A 24070-nucleotide genomic window follows, 5' to 3' on the forward strand; every position below is an offset into this window, starting at 1 on the left:
CCACCGCGGCAACCCCTAAGCCCCTTCCCGGAATAGCCTAGGGCATGACGAACGCGAACCGGTTCGCCGCCGCCCCGCTCACGCACGACGAACCAGACTTCTCTATCACCCACGAAACCGATCCGAGAGGCGCTCTCATCGCGGGATTCTCCAGTTTCGGCCTCGCCGGCCTCACCGCCGTCGACTACCTCGTCGACCGACTCGACCTCGAAGAAACCGGCCACATCACCGTCGACTCACTCCCCTCCATCACGCCCTTCGAGAACGGCCGACCCCGCCACCACACCCGATTCTTCTCCCGGGACGACCTCGACATCACCGTCCTCACCGGCGAACTCTACGTCCCCCAGCTCGCCGCCGACGCACTCACCACCGCAATCACCGACTGGGTCGGTGAAAACGACGTGCAGGAAATCGCCGTTCCCGCCGGTATTCCGCTCGCCCACGGTCCCGACGACCACCGCACGTTCTACATCGCCACCCCCGACTACCACGAGAAACGCCTCACCGACCACGACATCCCCCCGATGGGCTCCGGCTTCCTCGACGGCGTCAACGCCGGCATCCTCGAACACGCCATCGACACCGACCTCGCCGCCGCCACCTACGTCACCCCCGCCCACGCCGAAGTCCCCGATGTCGAAGCCAGCCTCCGCCTCCTCGACACCTTAGACACCGTCTACGACCTCGACCTCGACACCGAACCCCTCCAACAGTTCGCCAAACAAGTCCGCGACTACTACGCCGAACTCAACGCCCGCGTCGAGGACGTCGACGACTCCCAGCGCCCCGACGACCGCATGTACATGTAGACGGACTTTTTTCCAGTTCGGGGTCGCTATCGCGACCCACTCACTGCAAAAACCTCCACTAAAAAAAGCCGCGAACTACCGGGCGCTTCGAGCCTCTCGTTGTGAATGCGCTGCTGACTTGGTTCCGTATTTCGCTATCGCGTCGGGGACTTCGTCGGGGGCGAGGTCGTGTTGGTCGCCGTCGCGGGTTTCGAGTTCGACGCGGCCGGTGTCGCGGTAGTGGTTGCCGACGACGATTTTCGCGGGGATGCCGAGGAGGTCGGATTCAGCGAAGCGCTCGCCGACGGACTGGTCGGCGTCGTCGTAGAGCAGGACGCCGTCGCAGGCGTCGTGGATGGCGTCCGCGGTCTCCTTTACGTCGCCATCGTAGCCGATGGGGACGATGGCGGCGCGGTAGGGAGCGACGCAGCCCCAGTCCGTGACGGGCCACCGGAGGCCGTCCTCGTCCGCGTGCTGGCGTGCGAGCGTCTGAACGAGGCGGTCGATGCCGAGGCCGTAGCTCGCCATCAGAACCGCGCGCTCGTCGCCGTCCGCGTCGTCCACGGTGAACTCCATTTCGTCGGAGTACCGCGTGCCGAGGTCGAAGACGTGTCCGACCTCGACACCGGCGGTCTCTCGAACGCGTGTGCCGCAGTCGGGACATGCCTCGATAGCCTCGAAGTCGCCGTGCTCGTCCGTGACGCCGAACCGGCAGTCAGGACACCGCTTGAGGCGCTCCCCGCCGGTGTCGACGACCGCGACGAACTCCTCGGAACGCGTCCCGCCCATCACGCTGTTCTCGGCGCGACAGACCGCGTAGTCCACGCTGAGATCCGTGAGGATGCGTTCGTAGGCGTCGCGGACGCGGCGGTAGGTCGCGTCGAGGCTCTCCTGGGTAGTGTGGACGCTGTAGGCGTCCTTCATCCGGAACTCCTTCGCGCGAACCAGGCCGTCGCGGGCGCGGTCGTCCCGGAACTTCGCGTCCACCTGATAGACGAGCAGGGGGAGGTCGTCGTAGGAGCGAACGAGACCGTCGAACAGGTGGACGACGCCCTCCTCGTGGCTGGGCGCGAGGCACATCGCCTGCCCGTCGCGGTTCTCGAACGTGAACATCTCGCCCTCGAAGCTCGCCCAGCGCCCGGATTCGCGCCACCGGTCGGCGTACTGGAGGCCGGGCAGCGACACTTCTTGCGCGCCGATTTCGGTCATCCGCTCGCGGACGCACGCGGTGACGTGCTCGCGGACGCGGTGGCCGGCGGGCGAAAACCCCCAGAGCCCGCTTCCGAATCCGTGAATCAGTCCGGCGCGCGCGAGGAGTTTCGCCGTCTCGGAGCCCGCGCCCCTGGTCTCGCGGCTCGCGGGCAGGAACGCGTCGCTACGACGCATCCATGTCACCTCTGAAGCCGCAACTACGGAGCGTGCGCTGACGGACGGCAGGAACAGTACTATCTCGGAACACGTCCACGAGCCGTGCTGAACTCGCGGATGGATGCGTGATGCATCACCGAACTCTCTCCGCTCGGTCGTCAAACCAGTTACGGAAACGGATGGTACGCCTTCTCCAAGTCGGGGCTGAACCCGAGGTCTTCGGGCACGGATTCGGCGCGCTCGCCGAAGTAGGGGTCATTGACGAACAGCGGTTGGGCGTCGGGGACGAGGACGCGCGCGGCCTCGAATCCGAGTGGCTCGATGTCGCGCGTGGTGAGGCGGGCGGCGTAGGCGTCGAGGTCGGCGTCCGCGAGCCGCGAGACGACCGCGTCGAGTTCGTCTTCCGGGATGTCGTCGGGGCCGACTGAGTCGGTCGGAACCGCGGTGTCCGGGTTCACGAAGTCGCGGACGCGCCCCGGGTAGTCGGCGTACGTGCCGATAGCGCCCTCCTGCTGTGCGGCGGTCTCGCGGCCCATCGACCGGAGTTCCATCCAGTTCTGCACGGCTTCTTCGAGCGCGCCCCGGGCGGCCGCGTCGGGGTTCAGCGACGCGCTCGACCCGAGCGCGAACCGCGGCCACTCCTCGCGCGTGACCGCGACGCCGACGACGGGCACGTCCACGTCCTGGGTCAACAGGAACGCCGTCGCCTCCAGGCCCTCGCTGCGTGCGCGCTTCGCGAGCGCCTCGTACTCCGGGTCGTCGACGGCGAGGCCGAGCGGGTCGTACGTCGAGTACCACGCGAGCATCGCCGCGTCCCGCTCCACCACCTCGTACAACCCGGAGAGAACGGCTTCGCGCGAACTGTTCCCGAGTCCGAGACCGGTGGTGATGGAGTCCCGGTAGCGTTCCTCGTGCGGCGGGAACTGCACGAACTCCGCGGGGAGAAGGGCGTCGTCGCCCGATTCGAGGTGTTCGCCGCGCACCCACCGGAGCGCGTCGTCCGGGGCGGGCGTCGGCGCGCCGTCGGGGAGCACGAACGCGCTCGGCGCGACCGCGTCCGGATGGGTCGGCATCGCGGTCTCGAACGCGCTCGTCCTGTAGACGCCCGCCGCGTACCGTTCGAGCGCCTCGCCGACGGCCTTCATGTACGCCTCGTTCCAGTCGGTCGCGACACCGGCGGCCTGCCGGACGGCCGTCGCGTCGCTGAACGCGCTCGTGTCGCTCACCTGCGCGAGGTAGTACGGCGCGGGATACGACTCGCGTTCGCCGACCATCGCCACCGCGCCCACGCGGTCGTCCACCGCGCGCGCCGCCGCGTCAGCCGCCGCCTCGACACTCCGCGTCTCCTCGCCCCAGTCGAACGTGTGGGACTGCTCGCCGCCGCAGGCGGGACACGTCGGCACCGGGAGGAACGACCGCTGGGTGTGCGGCGCTTCGACGACATGCCCGCCGAACGACTCGCCGGCGAGCGCCCGCACTGCCAGTCGGCCGGCGAGCGCGCCCGCGACTCGCACCGTGCTCCGGTCCGCGCTCGGCGCGTCCACGACTTCGGGGTCGTTCGCGGCGACCCGCGAGTGCAGGCACGCGAAACAGCCCTCGTTCGGCCAGAAGCCGGAGACGGACGCGTCAACGTCCTCGAGCGCGTGCCCGCCGAGTCCGCCGACCTCCACGGCGATCCACGGCCCGTCGATGGTTCGGTTCGCGGCGGCGAACCCGTCGCTTCCCGCGAGTCCGACGACGACGGCGAGGTCCGCGTCCGCGGCATCGGATACGTCCGCGTCCACCACGTCGGCGTCCGCGTCCGCGAGCGCCCTTCGGACGGCGTCCGCGGCCGACCCGCCACCGACGACCGCGACGATATCACTCATGACTACGCGAACAGAGAGCGAGAAGAAAGACGTGGCGGATTACGCGAGAATGGACTGCGCGACCGTCGCGAGTTCGCTCGGCTTCGCGTCCTGCAGGCGTTCGTCCGCGAACTTCAAGCGGAGACGCGGTCGGCCGACATCGATGGGGACTTTCTCCGTGTCGATGAGGCCGAGGTCCTCGAGTTTCGTCTTCGTGCGGCTGAACGTCGCCTTCGACGCGATTCCCACGTCCTCGCCCCACTTCGAGATGTCGTAGAGGAGCACGCGGTTCTTCGCCGCGACGAGCAGGCTGAGCGTGACCTCGTCGATGCTGTCGCCGTCGCCGCGCGCGGTCTCCATCGCCGCGAGCGCGGACTTGAAGTCCGCCTCGACCTCACTTCCGATCTCGTCGGTGAGCGTGCGCTCGACGCGAGTGATGCCGGGCGTGCGGAGGGAGAACTCGTCCGCGGATTCCCAGTCGGCTTCGGCGGCGGCGACGACGTCCGCGACGAACGAGTCGTCGTCCGTCGTCAGCCCGCCGGTCTCGCTGCCGGCGTCGACCAGGGAGACGACGCGCTCGTCCGTGACGAACGTCGAACTCCGCGGCGGTTCCTCGGTCGTGCGGAGCGAGAGCACGTCCGCCTCGACGAGGTCCGCGGTGTTGCTCGCGACGATGAAGTCGTCCATCGTGTCCTTGAGGAGGCGTTCCTCGGCGACGAGACGGACCGACGGGAGGTCGGCGTCAGTCTCGGTCGCAGCGTCGACGAAGGCTTCGATGACATCCGCTGACGGGTTTCGTACGTGGAGTGTATCGGGTTCCTCGTCGAGAATCGCGGTCACGACCTCTGAGACGGTCGCGCCGAGTAGGTTCTGGGCAGCCATACCCTCACGTAAGGTCGGGTATCGTATATAATTTACTCGATACTGGTCGCGAGTAAAGTAAGTCAGAGCCGCGTAACAGCCGTGTCCGTCCAGACGAACTCGCCGTCCAGCACCACCGGCGCGTCCGCGTCCGACAGCACCGCGCGGAGTTCCGGTTCGGTCAGCGTCGCGGTTTCCCGGCGGCCGGACGGGCCCGCGTGGTTCTGCGGGAACGGCGACGGCTCGTACTCGCCGTGCGTCCGGACGCTCCCGCCCTCGTACGCGACCTCGTAGCCGTCGTCGGTCGGCGTGACCGTGAACACGCCCGGCGACCGGACGCCCGAGTGCGGGAGCGACCACGTGCCGTCCCCGACGACCGCGTAGTCCTTCCCCATCACGATGCGGCGTCGGGCGACGGAGAGCGCGCGCTCGATGTCGAATCCGGCGACGAGCAGGCGCGCGAACGCCGTGCCGACCTGCGCCGCGTGCTCGTCCAAGACCTTCCGGAACGTCACGGCGCCCGCGGCGCTTCCGCGTTCGACGAGCCGAACGCCCTCGTGGTAGGACCCGCAGGCGTTCAAGAAGAACGTCCGCGCGCCCACAGCGTCGAGCGAGTTCGCTGAGAGGCGGCCATTCGCGCACAGCAGGCCGTCCTCGTCACAGTGGCCGATGTAGTGGACGAAGTCCGTGTCGGACTCGAACACGCCCGCGATTTCTGCCACCGTGAGGTCCGCGTGTAGCGTCACGTCGATGGGGCAGTCGGTGGCGCGGTTGAGGTACACGTCGGCGACGCGGTCGCGTTCGCGCGCCATCGCGGGGTCGTTCAGCACCACGTCCACGGAGAGCTCGCCGTTCACCGGGTCGACGGACCGGTCGTACGCCTCTGGTACGGCCTTGAACACGTCGATTGGCGTGCCGTCCGCGAGCCAGCCATGCCGGCGGCCGGCGCGGAGCCGCGGATTCTCCATCTCCACGGTCGCGACGGGGCCGGGCGTCGCTCGGTAGAAGTCGTCGAGCGTCCGCGACACGAGCTCCTGACTGTCGAGCGGCGTCGTCTCCGCCGGATAGACGTGTGCGAGTCGATGGAGGAGGCCCGGGAGCGCCCGCACGTTCTCGGGCGTCGGGTCGACGTACATCGCGAGCGGCCACTCCGGGAGCGAGACCGCCTCGAACGGCGCGTCGAGCGCGTCCGCGAGGCGGTCAGCCGGTGACGCGGCCGCTATCCCGGGATCGATGTCGAGCGCGCGGAGGCGGTCGCGGTCGCCGTACCACGCGAGAGTGTCCAGCCAGAACGCGCGTTCGAGCACCGACGCCGCGCGCCCGTCAGCCAGGGATTCGTCCACGCCCGCGGTCGGCACGTGGAGGCGCGGCGGGCCGTCCGCGACCGTCACGCTCGCGCCGAGGTAGTGCGCGAGCGGCGCGACCGCGAACACGTCCGCGAGCGAGTCCGGCACGACGACCCGAATCCCCGTTTCGGGTACGTCCGCGGTTTCGCGGAGGGTGTTCGCCTCTGCGTCCGCGTCGACTTCGATTCGGGGCGGGTGGCGGCGCATCGTCGGGCGCGCCCGCGCCGGACTCGTGGTTCGGAGGGCGGTCGCGCTCGCGGTGACCGCCTCGGCCACCCCTGTGGGAGTCGGCGGAACGCGAACGCGGCCCGTCGGTTCGGTGGCCCGGCCGAGGAACCCGAACGTGACTCGGGTCCGCTTGTCGAACGCGACGCGGACGCGGTCGCCGGCTCGCGAAACGGTGGCGGGCCCGTCGAAGCGCGCGCGGACTTCGAGCGGGCCGAGGAGAACGAGGTGGTGCTCGCCCTCATGGAGGTCCGCGCGCTCGTCGTCCGCGAGCAGCCGGGAGCGTGTGTCGCGACGGAGCACGGTCGTCGCCGGAACGCTGAACTCCGTCGTGTGACCGGCGGCCGCGGTATCCACGGGAACGTCGAACTCGCCGGGTTGCGTGCGCGAGAACTCGGCGGCGTCGACACTGCAGGCGTAGCCGGCCTGGTCGACGACGCGGAGGCCGGTCGCCGTGACTTCCCGCGATAACACGGCGTTCGGTACACTCTGCGCCCATATATTTCTGTCGAGCGCCCGGTTGGATTATGGTGGTGGTTGCCGGAGGTGGGTACACTTATGCCGTCGCGTGCGCCGCATCCACGCATGCGCTACGACAAAGTCAGGGAGGTCGACGACGCCGTCGCGGACGCGCTCGAGGGCGAGAACGAGCGCCAGGAGGACACGCTGGCGATGATCGCGAGCGAGAACCACGCGAGCGAGGCGGTGCTCCAGGCGCAGGGGAGCGCGCTCACGAACAAGTACGCCGAGGGCTATCCCGGGAGCCGATACTACGCCGGCTGCGAGTACGCGGACGACGTGGAGGAACTCGCCATCGAACGCGCGAAGGAACTCTGGGGCGCGGACCACGTGAACGTCCAGCCGCACTCGGGGTCGTCGGCGAACATGGGCGTCTACTTCGCCGTCCTCTCGCCCGGCGACAAGATTCTCAGCCTCGACCTGACGCACGGCGGCCACCTCAGCCACGGCCACACCGCGAACTTCGCGGGGAAGCTCTACGAGGTCGAACACTACGAGGTCGACGCCGAGACGGGCCGCATCGACTACGACGACCTGCAGGAGACGGCCGAGGAGTTCGACCCGGACATGGTGGTCTCCGGGTTCTCCGCGTACCCGCGCGCCGTCGACTGGGAGGCCGTGCAGGCGGCCGCGGACGCCGCGGACGCCTACCACATGGCGGACATCGCGCACATCACGGGACTGGTCGCGGCGGGCGAACACCCGAACCCGGTCGGCATCGCCGACTTCGTCACCGGGTCGACGCACAAGACCATCCGCGCGGGCCGCGGCGGCATCATCATGTGCGACGACGAGCACGCGGACGCCGTGGACTCCGCGGTGTTCCCGGGCGCGCAGGGCGGCCCCCTGATGCACAACATCGCCGGGAAGGCAGTCGGGTTCGGTGAGGCGCTCCAGCCCGATTTCGCGGAGTACGCGGCCGAGGTCGTACAGAACGCGAAGGCTCTCGGCGACCGCCTCCAGGAACACGGTTTCTCTCTCGTCTCGGGCGGCACCGACACGCACCTCGTGCTCGCCGACCTCCGCGAGTCCCATCCCGACGTGTCCGGCGGGGACGCGGAAGAGGCGCTCGACGAGGTCGGCATCGTCCTGAACGCGAACACCGTCCCCGGCGAGACGCGGTCCGCGTTCGACCCCTCCGGCATCCGCGCCGGAACCCCCGCGCTCACGACGCGCGGATTCGACACCGACGACATGGAGACCGTCGCGGACTGCATCGCGCGCGTCGTCGACAACATCGGCGACGCCGAGGTCTACGCCGAGGTCGCCGCGGACGTACAGGAACTCTGCGACGCCCACCCCGTCTACGAGTAGGCACGAACGCGCACACCTCGTTCTCTCTCACTCGTTTGTTATACACGAACCAGCAATTTGAAGGGTGGCGCGCGCCCACCGTCTGGCATGACCACCGTCATCGATGGGAACGCCGTCGCCGCCGACGTGCGCGAAGACGTCTCCGCCGTCGTCGACACCCTGCGCGACGCCGGCGTGACGCCGCGCCTCGCCACCGTCCTGATGAACGACACCCAGGCGAGCGACACCTACGTCTCGATGAAACAGCGCGACTGCGAGGAGGTCGGTATCGCCGCCGAGGACGTGCGCATCGACTCCGACGCGCCCGCCGAGGAACTGTTCGACACCGTGCAGTCGCTCAACGACCGCGACGACGTGCACGGCATCCTCGTCCAGGACCCGACGCCCGACCACGTGCCCGACGACCGCGTCCTCTCCGCAGTCTCGCCCGCGAAGGACGTGGACGGTTTCCACCCCGAGAACGTCGGACGTCTCGTCGCCGGCAACCCCCGATTCAAGCCCTGCACGCCCCACGGCGTCCAGAAACTCCTCGCGTCCGAAGGCATCGACCCCGCCGGAAAAGAAGTGGTCGTCGTCGGCCGGTCGAAAATCGTCGGGAAACCGCTCGCGAACCTCCTCATCCAGAAAACCGACGGCGGAAACGCCACCGTCACCGTCTGTCACTCCCGGACGGACGACCTCGCCGCCCACACCCGTCGTGCGGACATCGTCGTCGCCGCCGCCGGCGTCCCCGAACTCATCGACAGCGACATGCTCACCGACGGAACGACCGTCATCGACGTGGGCATCAACCGCGTGGACGACGACTCCGAGAAGGGATACCACCTCGTCGGCGACGTGGACTTCGAGAGCGCGAAACGGAAGGCTGACGCCATCACGCCCGTTCCCGGCGGCGTCGGCCCGATGACGCGCGCAATGTTGCTCTACAACACCGTGAAGGCCGCGAGCGAAATCGAAAACGTCGCCGTCGACCTTCCCTGATTCTCCCCGACGTTTTTCCGCCTGCGGGCGCGCACTGAGGTATGACCGACCTCGACCCTGATGTCCGCGAGTTCCTCGACCAACTCGACGCGATGGGCGGCCCCGATGTTCACGAACTCCCGCCCGCGGACGCCCGCGGTCTCCTCGAACGCCTCAATCGGGGCGGCGACGGCCCCGCAATCGCGTCCGTCACCGACCGCACCATTCCCGGCCCCGACACCGACATCCCGCTCAGAATCTACGACCCCGAAACCGAGGAGGACGCGCCTGTGGTGGTGTTCTTCCACGGAGGCGGGTTCGTCCTCGGGTCGCTCGACAGCCACGACGCCGCGTGCCGCGAACTCGCTGCCGAATCCGACTGTGTCGTCATTTCCGTGGACTACCGTCTCGCGCCCGAACACCCGTTCCCCGCGGCGGTCGAGGACGCGTCCGCCGCGACCGAGTGGGTGGCCGACAACGCGACCGACCTCGGCGTCGACCCCGACCGGCTCGCCGTCGCCGGGGACAGCGCGGGCGGGAACCTCGCCGCGGCAGTCAGCCTCCTCGCGCGCGACCAAGCCGACAACGACGCGCCCGCGCCGTGGAGCGCCACAAAGACTGAACCGCCCGAAATCGCACGCCAGGTATTGGTCTACCCGACGGTATCCCTACTTCGTGCGTGGCCGAGTCACGAGGAGAACGCTACCGACTACTTCCTCAGCCGCGACGACATGGCGTACTTCGAGGGACACTACCTCGACAGCGACCTCCACGGAATGAACCCCTACGCCGCGCCGCTGGAGGCCGCCGGTCACGCGAACCTCCCGCCAGCAACCGTCGTCACGTGCGGGTTCGACCCGCTCCGCGACGAGGGACGGGCGTACGCCGACCGCCTCGAAACCGCCGGCGTGCCCGTGGAGCGTCACCACTATCCGAGCCTGATTCACGGTATTCTCACGATGAACGCGGGCCTCGTGGACATCCCCGCCGCCCACGACGTGCTCGCGGACGTCGCCGCGGACCTCCGCGAGACCCTATAGGTCGTCGAGCAGCGAGCGCGCCCGAGCGGCGTCCTCGTCGCCACCGTCACGGACGTACTCGCCGACCGCGCGCGCCGCCGCGACTAACCGCTCGGACGCGTCGAGCGACACGTCGCCGTCGAGCGCTTTCACGCGCTTCACGTGGTCGCCGAGCGATTCGAGGAGCGCCCCGGCCTCGTCGGGTTCCTCGTCTTGGGTGTCGAGCCACGACCGGATTTCGCGGCGGTACTCGCCGACCGCGGTCGCGTACGCGAGTCCGCGCACGGCCGTGAGCGGCCCGGGGACGTCTCGTTCGTCGGGACGCGAGCCGTCGTCAGCGCCGCGGAGGAGCGTCAGGAAGTAGTACTCCTCGTCCTCGTCGACGTCGAGCGCGCGTTCGAGTTCGGACGCGACGTACCCGAGTTCACGCGCTGCGAGGTACGCGTCGTCGAGGTCCCGGAGGTCGCCGCCCGAGACGAACCCGCGCTCGCGGGCGTACGCGTTCGCGGCGCTCGCCGCCTCCCCCGCGGCTTCCGCGAGCGTCGCGTTCGCGGCGAGGCGGCGCGCTTCGGTGAGGTCGAGCGCCGACGCGACGTCCGTGTGGTATGTGCGTTCGTCGTCCGTCCCGACGCTCCGTATGCTCCCACAGTTCGGACACGTCACGCTCCCGGTCTCGTAGTAGGACCAGCGCGTCCCGCACTCGGTGCACTCGCGCTCCCCGCGAATCTCCATGTGCGCACTGGGTGCTGCGCGCTCAAAGAAGGCGTGGTGTGCGTGCACGCGGCGTCGGTCGCGGGAACGGGCGTCCGCCGCGGGATTTCGCTCCCGCCCGTTCCCCTAGACTCAGGGCACGCCGCCCGCTGGCCGCGCCCTCCTACATGAACCGTCGGTCTGCACGACCCCCTACACTTATCCGTGGTCGTGAGATACAGTCACGTGATGTCTCAACACACGGTTTCCGTGTCCGAGGATAGAGTAAGCCGCCGCGAGGCGGCTGGTCGAGAAATTCTCGTCCAGTAGTCCTTCTCCCACAGCGACCGCAGAGGGCGGAACAGTCCACGTCGAAGTCGACGGCCACGTCCACGGCCTCAGCCGCGAGCAGGCCGACGCGTTGCGCGACGAACTCGAAGACGCGCTCACCGCGCGCGAGGAGTTCCTGAACACCGCCTGCGAGCGACGGCTCGACGGGTCGTTCGTCGTCGAACGACGCGGCGCGGAGTCGGCGGGCCACCGGAAGGTGTTCGACTCCTTCGAGGCCGTCTCCAGGTTGTTCGACCGGCTTCCCGGGGAGTTCACGGCGGACGACCTGTCCGCGACCGGACTCACCGGCGGTCGGCGGCACATGGTGTTGTGGTTCCTCGTCGAACACCCCGACTTCGCGTGTTCGCTGTCGAGCCGCCAACCGCTGACCGCGGCCAAGGACGGAGGTGACGCGTAGCGGCTCAGCCGCCCCGCGGCCGTCCTGACGCAGCCGTACGTGGTTGGTCCGGAGAAGTGACCGGGACTTTTCCCGGCGCGCGCCCTACTCGCGGTCATGCGTGACGAAGAGGAGATCCGCGAGCAGTACGAGTTCCTCGTCGAACAGCTCGAGTCAGAGGAGATGAACCACAAAGGTGTACGCGAGATGTTTACGTACTACAAGCGTGCACTAGGTTGGGTGTTGGAGGAAGAATACATTTAGCGGCAGGAACAAGGACCGGCGATACCTTTATACCTGTACGTCCGTTTGATTCGGGTGACGCTTCGCTTGGAGGGCCGAAGCGTCAGCGGGGACCAATTCAGGGCGGCAGCGACCCCGGGTTTTCCGGGGTCATGCCTTTCCCCTTCTGAACTACACTACGCAGCGATAGCTCCGTGTTCTACGCGTTCGTTCGAAAAATGTCGAAGAGAGTGGGCCGTCCGGCCTACCAGAGGATGGCTGGCCAGACGAAGTAGAAGAGCGCGGTGATGAGCGCCGTCAGCACGAGCGTCATCAGGATGTTGAGGACGACGCCGGCGCGCATCATGTGTTTCTGGCGGATGTACCCGCTGCCGAAGACGATGGCGTTCGGCGGGGTGGCGACGGGGAGCGCGAACGCGAAGCTCGCGGCGACCGCGCCGGAGACGGCGAGGAAGACCGCGGCGGCTTCGGGGACGACGCCGAGCGTCCCGGCGAGCACGCTCCCGAGGCTGACGAGCACGGGTACGACGATGGTCGCGGTCGCGGTGTTCGACGTCATCTCCGTGAGGAAGATGATGAGGAGCACGACCGCGAACACGATGACGAGAACGGGGGCGCCGGTGAGGTTCTCGAAGATTCCGGACGCTATCCAGCGGGTCGCGCCCGTCGCGGCGAACGCGTCGGCGAGCGCGATACCGCCGCCGAAGAGGAGGATGGTTCCCCAGTCGATGTCTTCGAGGTCGTCCCACTCGACGGTGTCAGCGAGGACGAGCGCGGGGATGGCGTACAGCCCGACCATCACGTAGTAGAGCAGTCCCTGGTGGCCTTCGACGCCGAGCAGGGTTTCGCCGGACCCGCCGTAGAGCGTGGTCCAGAACGCGTTGGATAGGTCGAGGCCGAGCACGGTTTCGAGCAGCCAGTGCAGCGGGCCGCTGAGCCCGCCGAGCACCCAGAGGCCGGCGGTCGCGGCGAAGATGTAGGCGACGCGGCGGGCGCGCGGCCCGAGGTCGCCTTCCTCGTCGAGGTACTCGCGGGCCTGCTCGCGGGCGTCGCTCACGTCGCTGATTTCGGGCGGGAACAGCCGGAACGTGAGGACGTACCAGACGATAGGAAGGGTGATGACGACGATAGGGAGGCCGATGATGAGCCACTCGGCGAAGCTGATGCTGTAGCCGAGTTGCTGTTCGAGGACGGCGGCGACGACGGCGTTCGGCGGCGTGCCGATGAGCGTGCCGACGCCGCCGACGGACGCGGCGTACGCGGTGCCGAGCAGGGTCGATATCTGGATGTTCGAGAAGGACTCGGCGTCGTCGCCCTGTTCCTGGACTTCGTCGCGGCCGACGACTTGTGCGAGCACGCCGAGCGCGATGGGCGTCATCATCGCGGTGGTGGCGGTGTTCGACACCCACATCGAGAGCAGCGCGGTGGCGATCATTATCGCGCCGATGAGTCGCCGGGGCGTGGAGCCCATGCGCGCCATGATGTAGAGCGCGATGCGGCGGTCGATGTCGTACTTCTGGAGCGCGTTCGCGAGCATGAACCCCGCGATGAAGAGGAAGATGAGGTGGTCCGCGAACCCGGAGAGCGCGGCGTCGATGTCGGGGTAGACGCCGAACGCGGTGAGCAGGACGGGTATCGAGAGCGCGGTGACGGCGAGCGGTATCGCGCCGGTCACCCAGAGCACGGCGGCGAAGACGAGGGTGGCGAGCGCGTACTGTCCTTTCAGGGAGAGTCCGGCGAGGTCGGGGCCGAACCCGACGACGACGGCGAGTAGTGCGGCGACGAGGAACGTGGCGAAACGGCCGCGTGGACTCCGGATGTCCGTCTGTATCATTGATACAGCCCTCGCTACCGTCCCCTGTACGTAATGATTTTCGATACGGGTTAGAAGTGCCGTACCAGCACGCGCAGTTGTTCGTCGCTGAGTTCCGCCGCGTACAGGTCGAAAAGCCGCCGCCGTCGGTCACCCGTGAGCCCACGGCTCCCCGACTCCAGCATCGAGACGTGCGCCTGCAGGATGCCGTCTATCTCGCGCTCGACGCCGCGCTGTTCGTACCCCGCGGCCACCCGGAGCAGCCGCCACGCGAGCGGCGACACCGCCGAGAGGTCTACGTCGTCCATTCGTGTCGAGCGTCGCGCACGTCCGCTAAATTCCTGTCGCCCTGCGGTCGTCCGCCGTCACGCGACCTCGAACCCGCCGCCCGACTCCTCGCTCGCGCCCTCCGCCCATTCGAGTTCGAGTTCGAGGCTGGTCTCGTCTCCCTCGCGTTCGACCTTCACCTCGAACTCCACAGTCTCCGACGGGTCGACGGTGAACTCCTCGCCGCCACCGCGGAGCGTCACCTCGCCCTCGTCGAGGCGGTCCGCGACCGACCGCAGGTAGTCCGCGACCGCCGCGCGCGATTCCATCGTCTCGCTCTCGAACAGGACTTCTTCCATGCTCGGGAGAACGCGCCGCGAACGCATAACCGTGGTGACGACACGCTTACCCCGCGGCCCCGCCTCCGGCCGCGTGATGGGTTCGCGAACCCGCACCGCGCTCGCCGGCCTCGTCGCCAGCCTCGCGGTCAGCGCGCTCGTCTACCACTACACCGACTGGTTCGTCTTCTTCATCGCGCTCCCCTTCGTCCCGCTCCTCTTTCGCGACGACGAAACGGAACCCGCGGTTCGCGAGTGCCCCGACTGCGGCTTTTCGACCCGCAACTCCGATTACGACTACTGTCCGCGGGACGGCGCGCGCCTCGTCGAGCGCTGACTACTCGCCGGCGTCCCCGCCGCGCGCTCCCGCAGAGCCACCGTCGTCATCGTGCGTCTCGTCCTCGACGGGTTCGTTCGCATCGCCGTCCGCGGGCTCATCAGCGTCGATATCCGCGGATTCGTTCGTGTCCGCGTCTGGGTTCGGTGTCGTGCCGTCGGCGACGCGGTTGCCGATGGCGTCGGGTTCGATGGGCCGGCCGGCGATGAGCTCCGGGAGGACGAGCTTCACGAAGTGGACGATGAGCACGAGGAGCATCGGGCCGAGGAAGAGGCCGTACCAGCCCCAGATGAGCGGGCCGAAGATGTACGCGAGCATCACCATGCCGAGGTGGAGGCCGCGCCCGGAGACGTACGGGCGGAGGACGAGGTCGGGGATGACGTCCACGATGAGGAAGGAGACGACGAAGACGAGGAGCGGGAACCAGAGGAGGGCGGTGCTGGTGGAGACGGCCATCCCGGCGAGGTACGCGAGCAGGGGGACGTAGATGAGTTTGATGCCGACGACGGGGATGAGGCTGGCGACGCCGGTGAGCACGCCGAGGAGGACGGGGTAGGGGATGCCGAGGCCGGTGGGCGCGACGTAGTCGAGCGCGGTGTACGAGATACCGCCGATGATGCCGGTGAAAACGGCGTTGAGGATGTTCCCGAAGAAGATGTTGGAGAAGTCGTGGTCGACGCGCGCGAAGTACGTCTCGACGACGCCGTCCGCGTCGGAGAACCGCCGGCGGAACCACCGGGCGAGTCGGTGGTCGTCCCGCAGCAGGTAGAACGCTATCGTGATCATGATGAACAGGTGGAGGGCGGCGTTCCCGATGAACCCGAGGTAGCCCGATGCGTTCTCGATGAACGCCTGCGCAGCGCTGACGAAGTTCGGGTCGTCCAGCAGGGACTGGGGGTCTTGGACGATGCTGGACACGTCGATGTAGGGCTGGAGGATGGCCTCTAGCTGGGTGAGTTGGATGTCGCGCGCGGCGAGGAACTTATCGAGCTCTTGGAGGCCGACGGCGAGCGTGTACGCGAGCAGGAGGAGCGCGGGGAGCGCGAGCGCGAGCAGGCTGATGGCGGCGGCGAGGCTCGGCGGCCGGACGCGCTTCTTCAGTCGGCGGTAGACGGGGCGGGTGGCGTAGTAGAGGAAGACGCCGAAGACGAACGTCCCGAGGAAGTGGTAGACGACGAAGGCGAGCGCGAGGGCGAGGAGGGAGCCGGCGGCCCACCAGCCGGCGCGCGCCCGGTCGTAGTCGAACTCCATACGCCCGGGTGTTCGGGCGGCGACAAAAACCTTCACTCCGCCGCATCGCTTATGCCGCCCGCTCGGCAAGACGGGAGAGTGCCGTTCGGAGCCGAAAACCTCGTCGCGTCGCCGCCCCTCGACACCAGCGTCGCCCGTATCGCCATCGCGGTCGCGCTCGGGCTGTTCCTCGGCCTCGAACGCGAGTGGTCGCAGAAAGCCGCGGGCATCCGGACGTTCGCGCTGTGCAGCGTGCTCGGCGCTATCTTCACGCTCCACGACTCCGCGCGCTGCGCGGGCGACGGCCTCTGCGTGCCCGTGCTCGTCCCGGTCGGCGGGCTGTTCGTGACGGTGCTCGCGGGCGTCCTGATGTACAACGGGATGGAGGCCGACGAGGGCCTCCACCTGACGACCGCGGTGAGCCTCGTCGTCGCGTACGGCGTCGGCGTGCTCGCGGGACTCGGAGAACTCCTGCCCGCGACCGTGGTGGCGGTCACGAGTAGTCTCCTCCTCGTCCTGAAGCGCGAACTCCACGGGTTCGCGTGGGGATTGAACCGAGAGGAGATGCGGTCGGTGACGGAGTTCGCCATCCTCTCCTTCGTCGTCTACCCGCTCCTCCCCGCCGGGACGGTGCCGGTCGCGCTCGGCCCCGCGACGGTGGACATCGAACCGCGCGTCGTCTGGCTGATGGTGGTGTTCGTCGCGGGTATCGGCATCACGAACTACGTCGTCGTGAAGACCTACGGCTCGAAGGGCATCGCCGTCACGGGCTTCTTCGGCGGACTCGCGTCCTCGACCGCCGTCGTCGGGACGATGCTCGACCACGTCGGGGAGCGCGCGGAGGCCGCGACGTACGCCGTCGCGGGCGTTCTCCTCGCGAACGCGGCGATGGCGCTCCGCAACCTCCTCATCGTCCTCGTGTTCACGCTCGGCAGCCGCCCCCTCTGGCCGGTCGTCCCGGCGCTCGCCGTCGTCGTCCTCGGGAGCGTCGCCGTCGCCGCGCTCACCGCCGACTGGAGCGAGAGCGTGCCGATGGAACTCGACAGTCCGTTCTCGACGCGGAACGCGCTCTCGTTCGGCGCGATGTTCGCGGTCGTGCTCGCCGCGGGCGGACTTGCGGAGGCGGAGTTCGGCGCGCTCGGGTTCTACGCGACCGCCGTCTTCTCCGGCCTCGTGTCGAGCGCGGGCGCGACCACGTCAGCGGTCGTCCTCTACCGAACCGGCGGCCTGGAGTCGCACACGGCGGTGGTGGCGGTGTTCCTCGCGACCGCGTCCAGCATCGGCGTGAAGGTCGCGCTCGCGGCGACGAGCACGAACCGCGCGTTCGCCCGCCGGGTCGCCGCGTGGAGTACCGCACTCCTCGTCGCCGGCGGCCTCGTCGCGGCCATTTCGGTCGTGTAATACTTGCCGGAGACGAAACGGACACCTTTTACCTCGGGGGCGTGCGTTCTTCCCTCATGAACCGGGAGACAGCAGAGCCGAGCGTCACCGAGATGCCCGGCGAACGCGCGAAGCAGTGGGCCGACCACCACGGGCAGCACGCCGCTCCGAGCACGTACGTCTACGACTTCGTCTGGGACACCTCCGAGTGGGCCGAAGGCCCCTTCTGCACCGACGTGGACGGCAACGTCCTCCTCGACTTCACGAGCCACGTCGCGTCCGCCCCGCTCGGCTACAACAATCCGAAAATCATGGACACGCTCGACGAGTTCGGACTCGTCGACCCCCTGAAAATCGCGGGACAGGACTTCTACGTCTCGAACGGCGGCACGCCTGACGACCCCGATATTCCGGGCCCCACCCAGCTTCTCGACCGGCTGACGGAGACGACGAGCCACTACGACCTCGACACCGCCTTCCTCTCGAACTCGGGCGCGGAAGCCGTCGAGAACGCCATCAAAATCTGTTACGCCGACGGCGGCCACCGCGCGATTACGACCGAGGGCGCGTTCCACGGCCGCACCCTGGGCGCGCTCAGCCTCAACCGCTCGAAGTCCGTGCAGCGCCGCGGCTATCCCGAGATTCCGGGCGTCGTCAGCGTCCCCTACTGCTCGTGCACCGGTGAGTGTACGTGTGGCTGGAAGACCGACGGTCCCGGCGGGAACGCTCTCGCAGACCGCCTCCACCCGACGCGCGGCAACATCCCCCCGGAGGAGGTCTCCTTCCTCATCATCGAACCCCAGCAGGGCGAGGGCGGCTACCGTGTCCCCAGCGACGAGTTCGCGCAGGACATCGCCGACCTCAAGGCCGAACACGGCTTCAAGATAATCTCCGACGAGATTCAGGCCGGCCTCGGCCGCACCGGCGAGATGTGGGGTATCGACCACCTGCCGTTCGACCCCGACGTTATCACGTCCGCCAAGGGGCTTCGCGTCGGCGCGACCGTCGCCAACGGCGACCTCTTCCCCGAGGAGAAGGGTCGGCTGTCCTCCACGTGGGGCGCGGGCGACATCCTCGCGTCCGCCCAGGGCGTCGCCACGCTCGACGCCATCCAGGAACACGACCTGGTCGACAACGCGCGAAAGCGCGGCCGTCAGCTCACCGAACTCGTCGCGGACTTCGACTCCGAGTACGTCGTGGACGTGCGCGGCCGCGGCCTGATGTTCGCCATCGAACTCGACACCAAGGACCGCCGGGAAGCGCTCGTGAAGGCCGCCCTCGAACGCGGCCTCCTCACGCTCGGCTGCGGGTACAAGGCGCTGCGCCTCCTCCCGCCGATGGACGTGACCGCTCGCGAAATCGAACTCGGCACGAGCATCCTCTTCGACGCGCTCGAAAGCCCGCGCGTGAAACAGGCGAGCCCGAGCCTCGAACACTCGGAAGACGCGGTCTAGCGGGCGACTCGCTTTTTGCTCGCCGCCTCAGGCGGCCGTGGAGAGGTAGGCGGTGATGTCCGTGGTGGATATCATGCCGATGACGCCCGCGGTGTCGTCGACGACGGGGACGTGGTGGATGCCGTGGTCGATGAGGGTCTCCGCGACCTCCACGATGGGTTCGTCCGCGGTGACGGTGACGAGGTCGGTGCTCATGTACTTCGAGACGGGGTCGTCGCGCGTGATGGTGCCGTCGGCGGCGATGGCGACGAAGTCCGTCGCGGTGAGGATGCCGACGAGTTCGTTCTCCTCGTTCACGACGACGACGGAGCTGATCTCGTGGTCCCGCATCACGGACGCGGCCTCCTCGACGGGCGTGTCGGGGCTGACGCTCTGAATCGGCGCGGACATGAGTCTGCCGACGAAAATATCGTCCATACCTCTCGGTTGTGCCACCACCCACAAAGGGGCTTTCGCTTAGTACTGGTAGCGCCGGCCGTCCTCCTCCGTCTGCGGGAACTGTTGTCCGCCCGTCATCTCCTCGAAGCTCATCCCCGACAGGTATTCGTCGTAGGTCGCGTCGTACTCGCTGCGCAGGTGGAAATCGAGCTTTCCGGACTGAACGAGCGTGTCGAAGAACTGGTGGACGGCGCGCCCCACGAGGTCGTCCACGTCGTCGGGGTCGAGCGCCGCCGACAGCATCGCCAACTCCGTCCGGGTCTCGCGGTCGAGCGACACCGCGTGGTCGGCTAGTTCCGCGTTCTCCGCCTCGACAGCGTCCTGCAGGTCGTCCAAACTCATACCCTCGCGTTCTCGCGGACGCGGAAAACGCCTTTCGCCTCCGGGGGCCGTCCCCGCGCCGCCGGGAACCACAACCGAGTTACCCCGCGCGACCCACCGTTCGCGTGATGAGTGAGGCCGAGGCCGCGGACTGCCTGCCCGAGGACACGGACGCCGTCCGGGACGCGCTCGTCTCCTGGTACGAGGCCGACCACCGCGACTTCCCGTGGCGGAACACCGACAACGCCTACGAGATACTGGTGTCCGAAGTGATGAGTCAGCAGACCCAGCTCGAACGCGTCCGCGAGGCCTTCGACGGATTCTTGAACAAGTGGCCGACCGTCCACGACCTCGCCGCCGCCAGCCGCGGCGACGTGGTGGCGTTCTGGACGGGGCACTCGCTCGGGTACAACAACCGCGCGCGCTATCTCCACGAGGCCGCAGAACAGGTGGTCGAGGAGTACGACGGCGCGTTCCCCGAGTCGCCCGAGGAACTCCAGGAGCTGATGGGCGTCGGTCCCTACACCGCCAACGCCGTCGCGTCCTTCGCGTTCAACAACGGGAACGCCGTCGTGGACACGAACGTCAAGCGCGTCCTCTACCGGGCCTTTTCCGTGCCGGACGACGACGCGGCGTTCGAGGACGTGGCGGGCTTCCTGATGCCCGACGGCGAGTCCCGCGTCTGGAACAACGCCATCATGGAACTCGGCGGCGTCGCCTGCGAGAAGGTGCCGTCGTGCGACGAGGCCGGGTGTCCGTGGCGCGAGTGGTGTGACGCCTACGAGTCCGGGGATTTCACCGCGCCCGACGTTCCGACCCAGCCGAGTTTCGAGGGGAGCAGGCGGCAGAAGCGCGGCCGCGTCATCGCGGCGCTCTCCGAGCACGACGAATTATCGCTCTCCCAGCTGGGGCCGAAGGTCCGCGTGGACTACGGCGGCGACACCGGCGCGGAGTGGCTGCGCGACCTGCTCGGCGACCTCGAAGACGACGGACTCGTCGCGGTCGAAGAACGGGACGGCGAGACGGTCGCGCGCCTTCAGTCCTGACCGGCGGTGCGGTCGAGAACGTCGAAGATGGCGTCGATGGAGGCGGTCGGCTCGGTCGAGACGAACAACCCTTGGTCGCCGACGAGATAGCGGACGATGACTGCGTTGTCCATCCGGGTGACGAAGCCGTTCACGTCGTTCGACATCGGGACGAAGTCACGGAACAGCTCGCGCTCGTAGAAATCGTGGGCGACGTGCCCGTGGAAGTCGGCGGTGAACGCTTCGAGGCTGTCGATACCGTCGAATAACTCCAGAACGACATCGGACGCGTAGAGGAGGTGGGGGGTTTCTCGGTCGTACTCTGCGACGGCACCGAGGTAGTCGCCGACCGCTGTACGCAGGCTGTCGACTGCTTCGTCGGCGTCGAAGTCGACGACGCGCGCCTCCGCTACGTGCGGCATTGTCGCGGTACTGGCCTGCCGCATACTTAACGCTTCGCCAGACGCACCAGGGCGGAACTGCAGAACGCAACCGTTTTTCTCCTCGCCACCCCCGGATTCTCGCATGCACGCCATCACGAACAGCGGGTGGGTGGAGGTCATCACCGGCTGTATGTTCTCGGGGAAGACGGAGGAACTCCTCCGTCGCCTCCGACGCGCGGAGATAGCGGGGCAGGAGGTCGCGGCGTTCACGCCGGCCATCGACGACCGGTACGGCGAGGAGTCGCTCGGGTCGCACGCGGGCAACGAGTGGACGGCGACCGTGGTCGACAACGACCCCGAGGCAGTCCGGGGGATTCCGGAGCGGCTGAACGGCGAGCAGGTCGTCGCCATCGACGAGGCGAACTTCTTCCCCGCGGAACTGCTCGGCGTCTGCGAACAATTGGCGGCGGACGGGCGGCGGGTCGTGGTGTCGGGGACGGACCAGACGTTCCGCGGCGACCCCTTCCACCCGCTCCCCGCGCTGATGGCGACGGCGGAGTACGTCGAGAAACTCCAGGCCATCTGCACCGTCTGCGGCGAACCGGCGACCCGGAACCAGCGCCTCATCGACGGCGAACCCGCGCACGCAGACGACCCCACGATTCTGGTGGGTGCGGAGGAGTCCTACGAGGCGCGGTGTCGGAACTGCCACGAACTCCGCGAGGACTAAGGCGTCGCCGGGCGTGCTCGGCGTATGCTCGCGCTCCAGCTGGACGACTTCATGGTGGAACTGAAGGACGGCGCGTTGAAGAACGTCGGCCCGTCGAACAAGTCGGGGTCCGCGAAACTGTTCGACGCCGAGGAGGTGGAGGCGCGCGAGTTCGGGGATAAGCGCGTGAAGGTCGTCGCCGAGGACGGCGAGGGAAACGAGGTACAGGTGGCGTTGTTCCCCGAACAGGTGCGGGCGCTGGCGGACGACATCGCTGACTTGGAAGCGGAGAGCCGCGTTCTGGAATAGGCTTTCGACAATCGTTTAGGGGAGGGATTACTTCAACTCACTAAATGGGTACGTGTATTATCTGCGGCTCGTCTGTCGACGGTCGTATCTGTCAGACCCACGAAGAGGACGTCGTCTTCGAGTTCCGCGGCGACGACGCGAACCAGCTCATCCCCGGCCGATACTACGTCGGCTCCGTCGACGGGTTCGCCGAGTTCGGCGTGTTCGTCGACCTCGCGCCGTCCGTCACGGGCCTCCTGCACCGGAGCGAGATTCCCGGCCGCATCGAGTCCCTCGACTGGGACGAGGGTGACGCCGTCTACGTTCAGGTGGACGAGGTTCACGGGAACGGCAACGTCGACCTCTCGTGGTCCATCCGACAGAGCGAACGCGACTTCCGCGGGAAGCTCATCCAGGACCCGGACGCGGAGACGACCGCCGAACTCCCCGAAGACGAGTCCGCCGCGCCCGCCGGCGCGGTCGAACAGACCGAGAGCGAAACCGAGTCCGAGCCGGAATCCGAGCCGGAATCCGAGCCGGAGCCAGACTCCGAGCCGGAACCGGAGTCCGAGCCGGAGCCCGAAGTCGTCGATGAGGCGGTCGAGGCGGACGACTCCGAGGCGGTCGAGGCCGAGGCGGAGTCCGAATCCGAATCCGAATCCGAATCTCGGGAGCCTGTGCACGTGTCGGCGGGTGAGCTGGAGGGGTTCGTCGGCGACCTGGTGTCGCTCGAGGGCGAACTCACGTCGACCCGGCAGACGAGCGGGCCGACCGTGTTCGAACTGACGGACGAGACGGGCGTCGTTGAGTGCGCGGCGTTCGTCGAAGCTGGCGTTCGCGCGTACCCCGAAATCGAGACGGGGGACGTGGTTCGACTGGTCGGCGAGGTCGAGCGTCACCACGGCGAACTCCAGGTGGAGACCGAGGAACTGGACGAACTCTCCGGCGACGCCCGAGAGACGGTGCTCGCGCGGCTGAACGACGCGCTGGACGAGCGCGCACGCCCCGACGACACGAGCCTGCTCGTCGATGACGACGACATCGCGGTCGTGCAGGACGGCCTCGTGAACGCCGCGACCGCGGTTCGCCGCGCCGTCGCGGAGGGTCGTCCGGTCATCGTCCGCCACACCGCGGACGTGGACGGCTACGTCGCTGGCGCTGCCATCGAGCGCGCCGTCCTCCCGCTCGTGCGCGAGGAGCACGCGGTCAGCAACGCCGAGTACCACTACATCGACCGCCGGCCGCTCGACGGCGACTTCTACGGCATGGAAGCCGCGACGAACGACGTGACCTCGATGCTCGAAGCCGAGCAGCGCCACGACGAGAAACACCCGCTGTTCGTGCTCGTCGGCACGGGCAGCACCCGGGAGTCCCTCGACGGACTCGGCCTGCTCGACGCGTACGACGCGCGCTCCGTCGCCATCGACGGCGGGTACGCGGACGGCGAGGCCGCGGACGCCGCGACCGTGCTCGTCAGCCCGACCCAGGACGGCGGCGACGCCGTTCGGACAGGCGTGCTCGGCACGCACCTCGCGGCGCTCGTGAACGACGACGCCCGCGACGACATCGCACACCTCCCCGCCGCCGCGTTCTGGACGGACACGCCCGACGCGTACGCGGACGCCGCCGCTGACGCCGGCTACGACGCCGACGAACTCGCGGACATCCGTGACGCAATCGCCCTCGAAGCGTTCTATCAGTCCTACGAGGACAAGCGCGAACTCATCGCGGACCTCCTCTGGGAGGAGAACGACTCGCTCGCCGCGCACGTCGCCGGCCAGTTCCGATCGAAACTCGACACCGAACTGGAGACCGCGCGCCGCCACCTCTCCGCGCGCGGAGAGGACGGCGTGACGTTCGACGTGCTCGACGTGGGCGCGTTCACCCACAAGTACGACTTCCCGCCGCAGGACCTCCTGCTCGACGCGCTCTTCCGCGACCGGACGGACGAGGTCGACGTGCTGGTGGGCGCGAACGAGGACGAAATCCGCCTCCGCAGCACGCGCCACGTGGACGCCCGCGCTGTGGGCGAAGCCGTCGCCGAGGAACTCCCCGAGGCGGGCGTGACGCCGCGCGGCGCTGACGACGGACACATCGAGTTCCTCCGTGGCGAGCGCGAGGACGTCATCGACGCCGTCGTCGACGCCGTCGCCGCCCAACTCGACTAACGACATCCT

General features: G+C 68.3%; 25 protein-coding genes. 13 read left to right on the plus strand and 12 right to left on the minus strand.

All coding sequences use genetic code 11. The features are described 5' to 3' along the window. Positions 1 to 44: 44 nt before the first annotated feature. Entirely contained in the window at positions 45 to 812 is a 768-nt protein-coding gene (locus tag ACOZ4O_RS11690) for a proteasome assembly chaperone family protein (RefSeq protein ID WP_424525485.1), read from the plus strand. A gap of 75 nt (positions 813 to 887) precedes the next feature. Here ACOZ4O_RS11690 and ACOZ4O_RS11695 read toward each other — a convergent pair whose 3' ends face one another. From ACOZ4O_RS11695 to ACOZ4O_RS11710, 4 genes are all read right to left on the minus strand, one after another. Then, positions 888 to 2177, minus strand: coding sequence for an aminoacyl--tRNA ligase-related protein (locus ACOZ4O_RS11695; RefSeq protein ID WP_424525486.1), 1290 nt, complete (start codon positions 2175 to 2177; stop codon positions 888 to 890). Positions 2178 to 2326: 149 nt separating this feature from the next. Then, positions 2327 to 4027: a YcaO-like family protein gene (locus tag ACOZ4O_RS11700; RefSeq protein ID WP_424525487.1), complete on the minus strand. Its 1701-nt coding sequence runs from the start codon at positions 4025 to 4027 to the stop codon at positions 2327 to 2329. A 39-nt stretch (positions 4028 to 4066) separates the two neighbouring features. Further along, positions 4067 to 4888 (minus strand): transcriptional regulator TbsP, encoded by an 822-nt coding sequence (gene tbsP, locus ACOZ4O_RS11705; protein WP_424525488.1) that lies wholly within the window; start codon positions 4886 to 4888, stop codon positions 4067 to 4069. Positions 4889 to 4950: 62 nt separating this feature from the next. Then, entirely contained in the window at positions 4951 to 6912 is a 1962-nt protein-coding gene (locus ACOZ4O_RS11710; protein WP_424525489.1) for a hypothetical protein, read from the minus strand. A 111-nt stretch (positions 6913 to 7023) separates the two neighbouring features. Between ACOZ4O_RS11710 and glyA the strand changes: the two genes are divergently transcribed. The 3 genes from glyA to ACOZ4O_RS11725 all read left to right on the plus strand — a co-directional run bounded on the left by glyA (position 7024) and on the right by ACOZ4O_RS11725 (position 10271). Next, positions 7024 to 8271, plus strand: a complete 1248-nt coding sequence (gene glyA, locus ACOZ4O_RS11715) for a serine hydroxymethyltransferase (RefSeq protein ID WP_424525490.1) — start codon at positions 7024 to 7026, stop codon at positions 8269 to 8271. An 87-nt stretch (positions 8272 to 8358) separates the two neighbouring features. Further along, positions 8359 to 9252, plus strand: a complete 894-nt coding sequence (locus ACOZ4O_RS11720) for a tetrahydrofolate dehydrogenase/cyclohydrolase catalytic domain-containing protein (protein ID WP_424525491.1) — start codon at positions 8359 to 8361, stop codon at positions 9250 to 9252. Positions 9253 to 9293: 41 nt separating this feature from the next. Next, a complete protein-coding gene (locus tag ACOZ4O_RS11725) occupies positions 9294 to 10271 on the plus strand; it encodes an alpha/beta hydrolase (protein ID WP_424525492.1) in 978 nt (325 codons plus the stop codon). On the opposite strand, the gene ACOZ4O_RS11730 is transcribed toward ACOZ4O_RS11725, so the two are convergent. Then, positions 10266 to 10982: a DUF7117 family protein gene (locus tag ACOZ4O_RS11730; protein ID WP_424525493.1), complete on the minus strand. Its 717-nt coding sequence runs from the start codon at positions 10980 to 10982 to the stop codon at positions 10266 to 10268. The two genes, ACOZ4O_RS11725 and ACOZ4O_RS11730, sit on opposite strands and share 6 nt — an antisense overlap. A gap of 262 nt (positions 10983 to 11244) precedes the next feature. Between ACOZ4O_RS11730 and ACOZ4O_RS11735 the strand changes: the two genes are divergently transcribed. After that, entirely contained in the window at positions 11245 to 11688 is a 444-nt protein-coding gene (locus tag ACOZ4O_RS11735) for a DUF7528 family protein (protein WP_424526174.1), read from the plus strand. A 96-nt stretch (positions 11689 to 11784) separates the two neighbouring features. Then, positions 11785 to 11931: a hypothetical protein gene (locus ACOZ4O_RS11740; protein WP_424525494.1), complete on the plus strand. Its 147-nt coding sequence runs from the start codon at positions 11785 to 11787 to the stop codon at positions 11929 to 11931. Between the two features lie 223 nt (positions 11932 to 12154). Here the strand turns inward: ACOZ4O_RS11740 and ACOZ4O_RS11745 are convergent, their stop codons facing one another. The 3 genes from ACOZ4O_RS11745 to ACOZ4O_RS11755 are packed head-to-tail and all read right to left on the minus strand — an operon-like array spanning position 12155 to position 14349. Continuing rightward, on the minus strand, positions 12155 to 13744 hold the full coding sequence (locus tag ACOZ4O_RS11745; protein WP_424525495.1) for an SLC13 family permease: 1590 nt from the start codon (positions 13742 to 13744) through the stop codon (positions 12155 to 12157). Positions 13745 to 13794: 50 nt separating this feature from the next. Continuing rightward, positions 13795 to 14031, minus strand: coding sequence for a hypothetical protein (locus ACOZ4O_RS11750; RefSeq protein WP_424525496.1), 237 nt, complete (start codon positions 14029 to 14031; stop codon positions 13795 to 13797). A gap of 57 nt (positions 14032 to 14088) precedes the next feature. Then, positions 14089 to 14349 carry an amphi-Trp domain-containing protein gene (locus tag ACOZ4O_RS11755; RefSeq protein ID WP_424525497.1) on the minus strand — a complete coding sequence of 87 codons (261 nt, stop codon included), beginning with the start codon at positions 14347 to 14349 and terminating at the stop codon, positions 14089 to 14091. Between the two features lie 76 nt (positions 14350 to 14425). On the opposite strand from ACOZ4O_RS11755, the gene ACOZ4O_RS11760 reads away from it, so the two are divergent. After that, a complete protein-coding gene (locus ACOZ4O_RS11760; protein ID WP_424525498.1) occupies positions 14426 to 14665 on the plus strand; it encodes a hypothetical protein in 240 nt (79 codons plus the stop codon). Here ACOZ4O_RS11760 and ACOZ4O_RS11765 read toward each other — a convergent pair whose 3' ends face one another. Further along, positions 14666 to 15916, minus strand: coding sequence for an AI-2E family transporter (locus tag ACOZ4O_RS11765; protein WP_424525499.1), 1251 nt, complete (start codon positions 15914 to 15916; stop codon positions 14666 to 14668). Positions 15917 to 15967: 51 nt separating this feature from the next. Here ACOZ4O_RS11765 and ACOZ4O_RS11770 point away from each other — a divergent pair, with 51 nt between their 5' ends. Then, entirely contained in the window at positions 15968 to 17296 is a 1329-nt protein-coding gene (locus ACOZ4O_RS11770) for an MgtC/SapB family protein (protein WP_424525500.1), read from the plus strand. Positions 17297 to 17352: 56 nt separating this feature from the next. Continuing rightward, positions 17353 to 18729, plus strand: a complete 1377-nt coding sequence (locus tag ACOZ4O_RS11775) for an aspartate aminotransferase family protein (protein WP_424525501.1) — start codon at positions 17353 to 17355, stop codon at positions 18727 to 18729. A 27-nt stretch (positions 18730 to 18756) separates the two neighbouring features. Here ACOZ4O_RS11775 and ACOZ4O_RS11780 read toward each other — a convergent pair whose 3' ends face one another. Together ACOZ4O_RS11780 and ACOZ4O_RS11785 are read right to left on the minus strand one after the other, a co-directional pair. After that, positions 18757 to 19146, minus strand: coding sequence for a CBS domain-containing protein (locus ACOZ4O_RS11780; RefSeq protein ID WP_424525502.1), 390 nt, complete (start codon positions 19144 to 19146; stop codon positions 18757 to 18759). A 39-nt stretch (positions 19147 to 19185) separates the two neighbouring features. Continuing rightward, positions 19186 to 19509, minus strand: a complete 324-nt coding sequence (locus ACOZ4O_RS11785; protein WP_424525503.1) for a hypothetical protein — start codon at positions 19507 to 19509, stop codon at positions 19186 to 19188. Positions 19510 to 19616: 107 nt separating this feature from the next. Here ACOZ4O_RS11785 and ACOZ4O_RS11790 point away from each other — a divergent pair, with 107 nt between their 5' ends. Next, the gene (locus ACOZ4O_RS11790) at positions 19617 to 20534 is read left to right on the plus strand and encodes an A/G-specific adenine glycosylase (RefSeq protein ID WP_424525504.1); all 918 of its coding nucleotides are present in this window, start codon (positions 19617 to 19619) and stop codon (positions 20532 to 20534) included. Here the strand turns inward: ACOZ4O_RS11790 and ACOZ4O_RS11795 are convergent. Then, positions 20525 to 20935, minus strand: coding sequence for a hypothetical protein (locus ACOZ4O_RS11795; RefSeq protein WP_424525505.1), 411 nt, complete (start codon positions 20933 to 20935; stop codon positions 20525 to 20527). The genes ACOZ4O_RS11790 and ACOZ4O_RS11795 overlap by 10 nt on opposite strands. A 103-nt stretch (positions 20936 to 21038) precedes the next feature. Between ACOZ4O_RS11795 and ACOZ4O_RS11800 the strand changes: the two genes are divergently transcribed. From ACOZ4O_RS11800 to ACOZ4O_RS11810, 3 genes are read left to right on the plus strand one after another with little or no spacing between them, the layout of a single operon-like run. Continuing rightward, positions 21039 to 21626 carry a thymidine kinase gene (locus tag ACOZ4O_RS11800; RefSeq protein WP_424525506.1) on the plus strand — a complete coding sequence of 196 codons (588 nt, stop codon included), beginning with the start codon at positions 21039 to 21041 and terminating at the stop codon, positions 21624 to 21626. A 24-nt stretch (positions 21627 to 21650) separates the two neighbouring features. Further along, positions 21651 to 21914, plus strand: a complete 264-nt coding sequence (locus tag ACOZ4O_RS11805; protein ID WP_424525507.1) for a hypothetical protein — start codon at positions 21651 to 21653, stop codon at positions 21912 to 21914. 44 nt (positions 21915 to 21958) lie between these two features. Beyond that, positions 21959 to 24061: an OB-fold nucleic acid binding domain-containing protein gene (locus ACOZ4O_RS11810; RefSeq protein ID WP_424525508.1), complete on the plus strand. Its 2103-nt coding sequence runs from the start codon at positions 21959 to 21961 to the stop codon at positions 24059 to 24061. Positions 24062 to 24070 lie beyond the last annotated feature (9 nt).

This window comes from Salarchaeum japonicum, assembly GCF_049705945.1.
Lineage (GTDB): Archaea > Halobacteriota > Halobacteria > Halobacteriales > Halobacteriaceae > Salarchaeum > Salarchaeum japonicum_A.

Bases quoted from the DNA above. Each gene is read 5' to 3' on its own strand.
- ACOZ4O_RS11690 (WP_424525485.1), top strand. From the start codon at position 45: ATGACGAACGCGAACCGGTTCGCCGCCGCCCCGCTCACGCACGACGAA.
- ACOZ4O_RS11695 (WP_424525486.1), bottom strand. From the start codon at position 2,177: ATGCGTCGTAGCGACGCGTTCCTGCCCGCGAGCCGCGAGACCAGGGGC.
- ACOZ4O_RS11700 (WP_424525487.1), bottom strand. From the start codon at position 4,027: ATGAGTGATATCGTCGCGGTCGTCGGTGGCGGGTCGGCCGCGGACGCC.
- tbsP (WP_424525488.1), bottom strand. From the start codon at position 4,888: ATGGCTGCCCAGAACCTACTCGGCGCGACCGTCTCAGAGGTCGTGACC.
- glyA (WP_424525490.1), top strand. From the start codon at position 7,024: ATGCGCTACGACAAAGTCAGGGAGGTCGACGACGCCGTCGCGGACGCG.
- ACOZ4O_RS11720 (WP_424525491.1), top strand. From the start codon at position 8,359: ATGACCACCGTCATCGATGGGAACGCCGTCGCCGCCGACGTGCGCGAA.
- ACOZ4O_RS11725 (WP_424525492.1), top strand. From the start codon at position 9,294: ATGACCGACCTCGACCCTGATGTCCGCGAGTTCCTCGACCAACTCGAC.
- ACOZ4O_RS11730 (WP_424525493.1), bottom strand. From the start codon at position 10,982: ATGGAGATTCGCGGGGAGCGCGAGTGCACCGAGTGCGGGACGCGCTGG.
- ACOZ4O_RS11740 (WP_424525494.1), top strand. From the start codon at position 11,785: ATGCGTGACGAAGAGGAGATCCGCGAGCAGTACGAGTTCCTCGTCGAA.
- ACOZ4O_RS11745 (WP_424525495.1), bottom strand. From the start codon at position 13,744: ATGATACAGACGGACATCCGGAGTCCACGCGGCCGTTTCGCCACGTTC.
- ACOZ4O_RS11750 (WP_424525496.1), bottom strand. From the start codon at position 14,031: ATGGACGACGTAGACCTCTCGGCGGTGTCGCCGCTCGCGTGGCGGCTG.
- ACOZ4O_RS11755 (WP_424525497.1), bottom strand. From the start codon at position 14,349: ATGGAAGAAGTCCTGTTCGAGAGCGAGACGATGGAATCGCGCGCGGCG.
- ACOZ4O_RS11760 (WP_424525498.1), top strand. From the start codon at position 14,426: ATGGGTTCGCGAACCCGCACCGCGCTCGCCGGCCTCGTCGCCAGCCTC.
- ACOZ4O_RS11765 (WP_424525499.1), bottom strand. From the start codon at position 15,916: ATGGAGTTCGACTACGACCGGGCGCGCGCCGGCTGGTGGGCCGCCGGC.
- ACOZ4O_RS11770 (WP_424525500.1), top strand. From the start codon at position 15,968: ATGCCGCCCGCTCGGCAAGACGGGAGAGTGCCGTTCGGAGCCGAAAAC.
- ACOZ4O_RS11775 (WP_424525501.1), top strand. From the start codon at position 17,353: ATGAACCGGGAGACAGCAGAGCCGAGCGTCACCGAGATGCCCGGCGAA.
- ACOZ4O_RS11780 (WP_424525502.1), bottom strand. From the start codon at position 19,146: ATGGACGATATTTTCGTCGGCAGACTCATGTCCGCGCCGATTCAGAGC.
- ACOZ4O_RS11785 (WP_424525503.1), bottom strand. From the start codon at position 19,509: ATGAGTTTGGACGACCTGCAGGACGCTGTCGAGGCGGAGAACGCGGAA.
- ACOZ4O_RS11790 (WP_424525504.1), top strand. From the start codon at position 19,617: ATGAGTGAGGCCGAGGCCGCGGACTGCCTGCCCGAGGACACGGACGCC.
- ACOZ4O_RS11795 (WP_424525505.1), bottom strand. From the start codon at position 20,935: ATGCCGCACGTAGCGGAGGCGCGCGTCGTCGACTTCGACGCCGACGAA.
- ACOZ4O_RS11800 (WP_424525506.1), top strand. From the start codon at position 21,039: ATGCACGCCATCACGAACAGCGGGTGGGTGGAGGTCATCACCGGCTGT.
- ACOZ4O_RS11805 (WP_424525507.1), top strand. From the start codon at position 21,651: ATGCTCGCGCTCCAGCTGGACGACTTCATGGTGGAACTGAAGGACGGC.
- ACOZ4O_RS11810 (WP_424525508.1), top strand. From the start codon at position 21,959: ATGGGTACGTGTATTATCTGCGGCTCGTCTGTCGACGGTCGTATCTGT.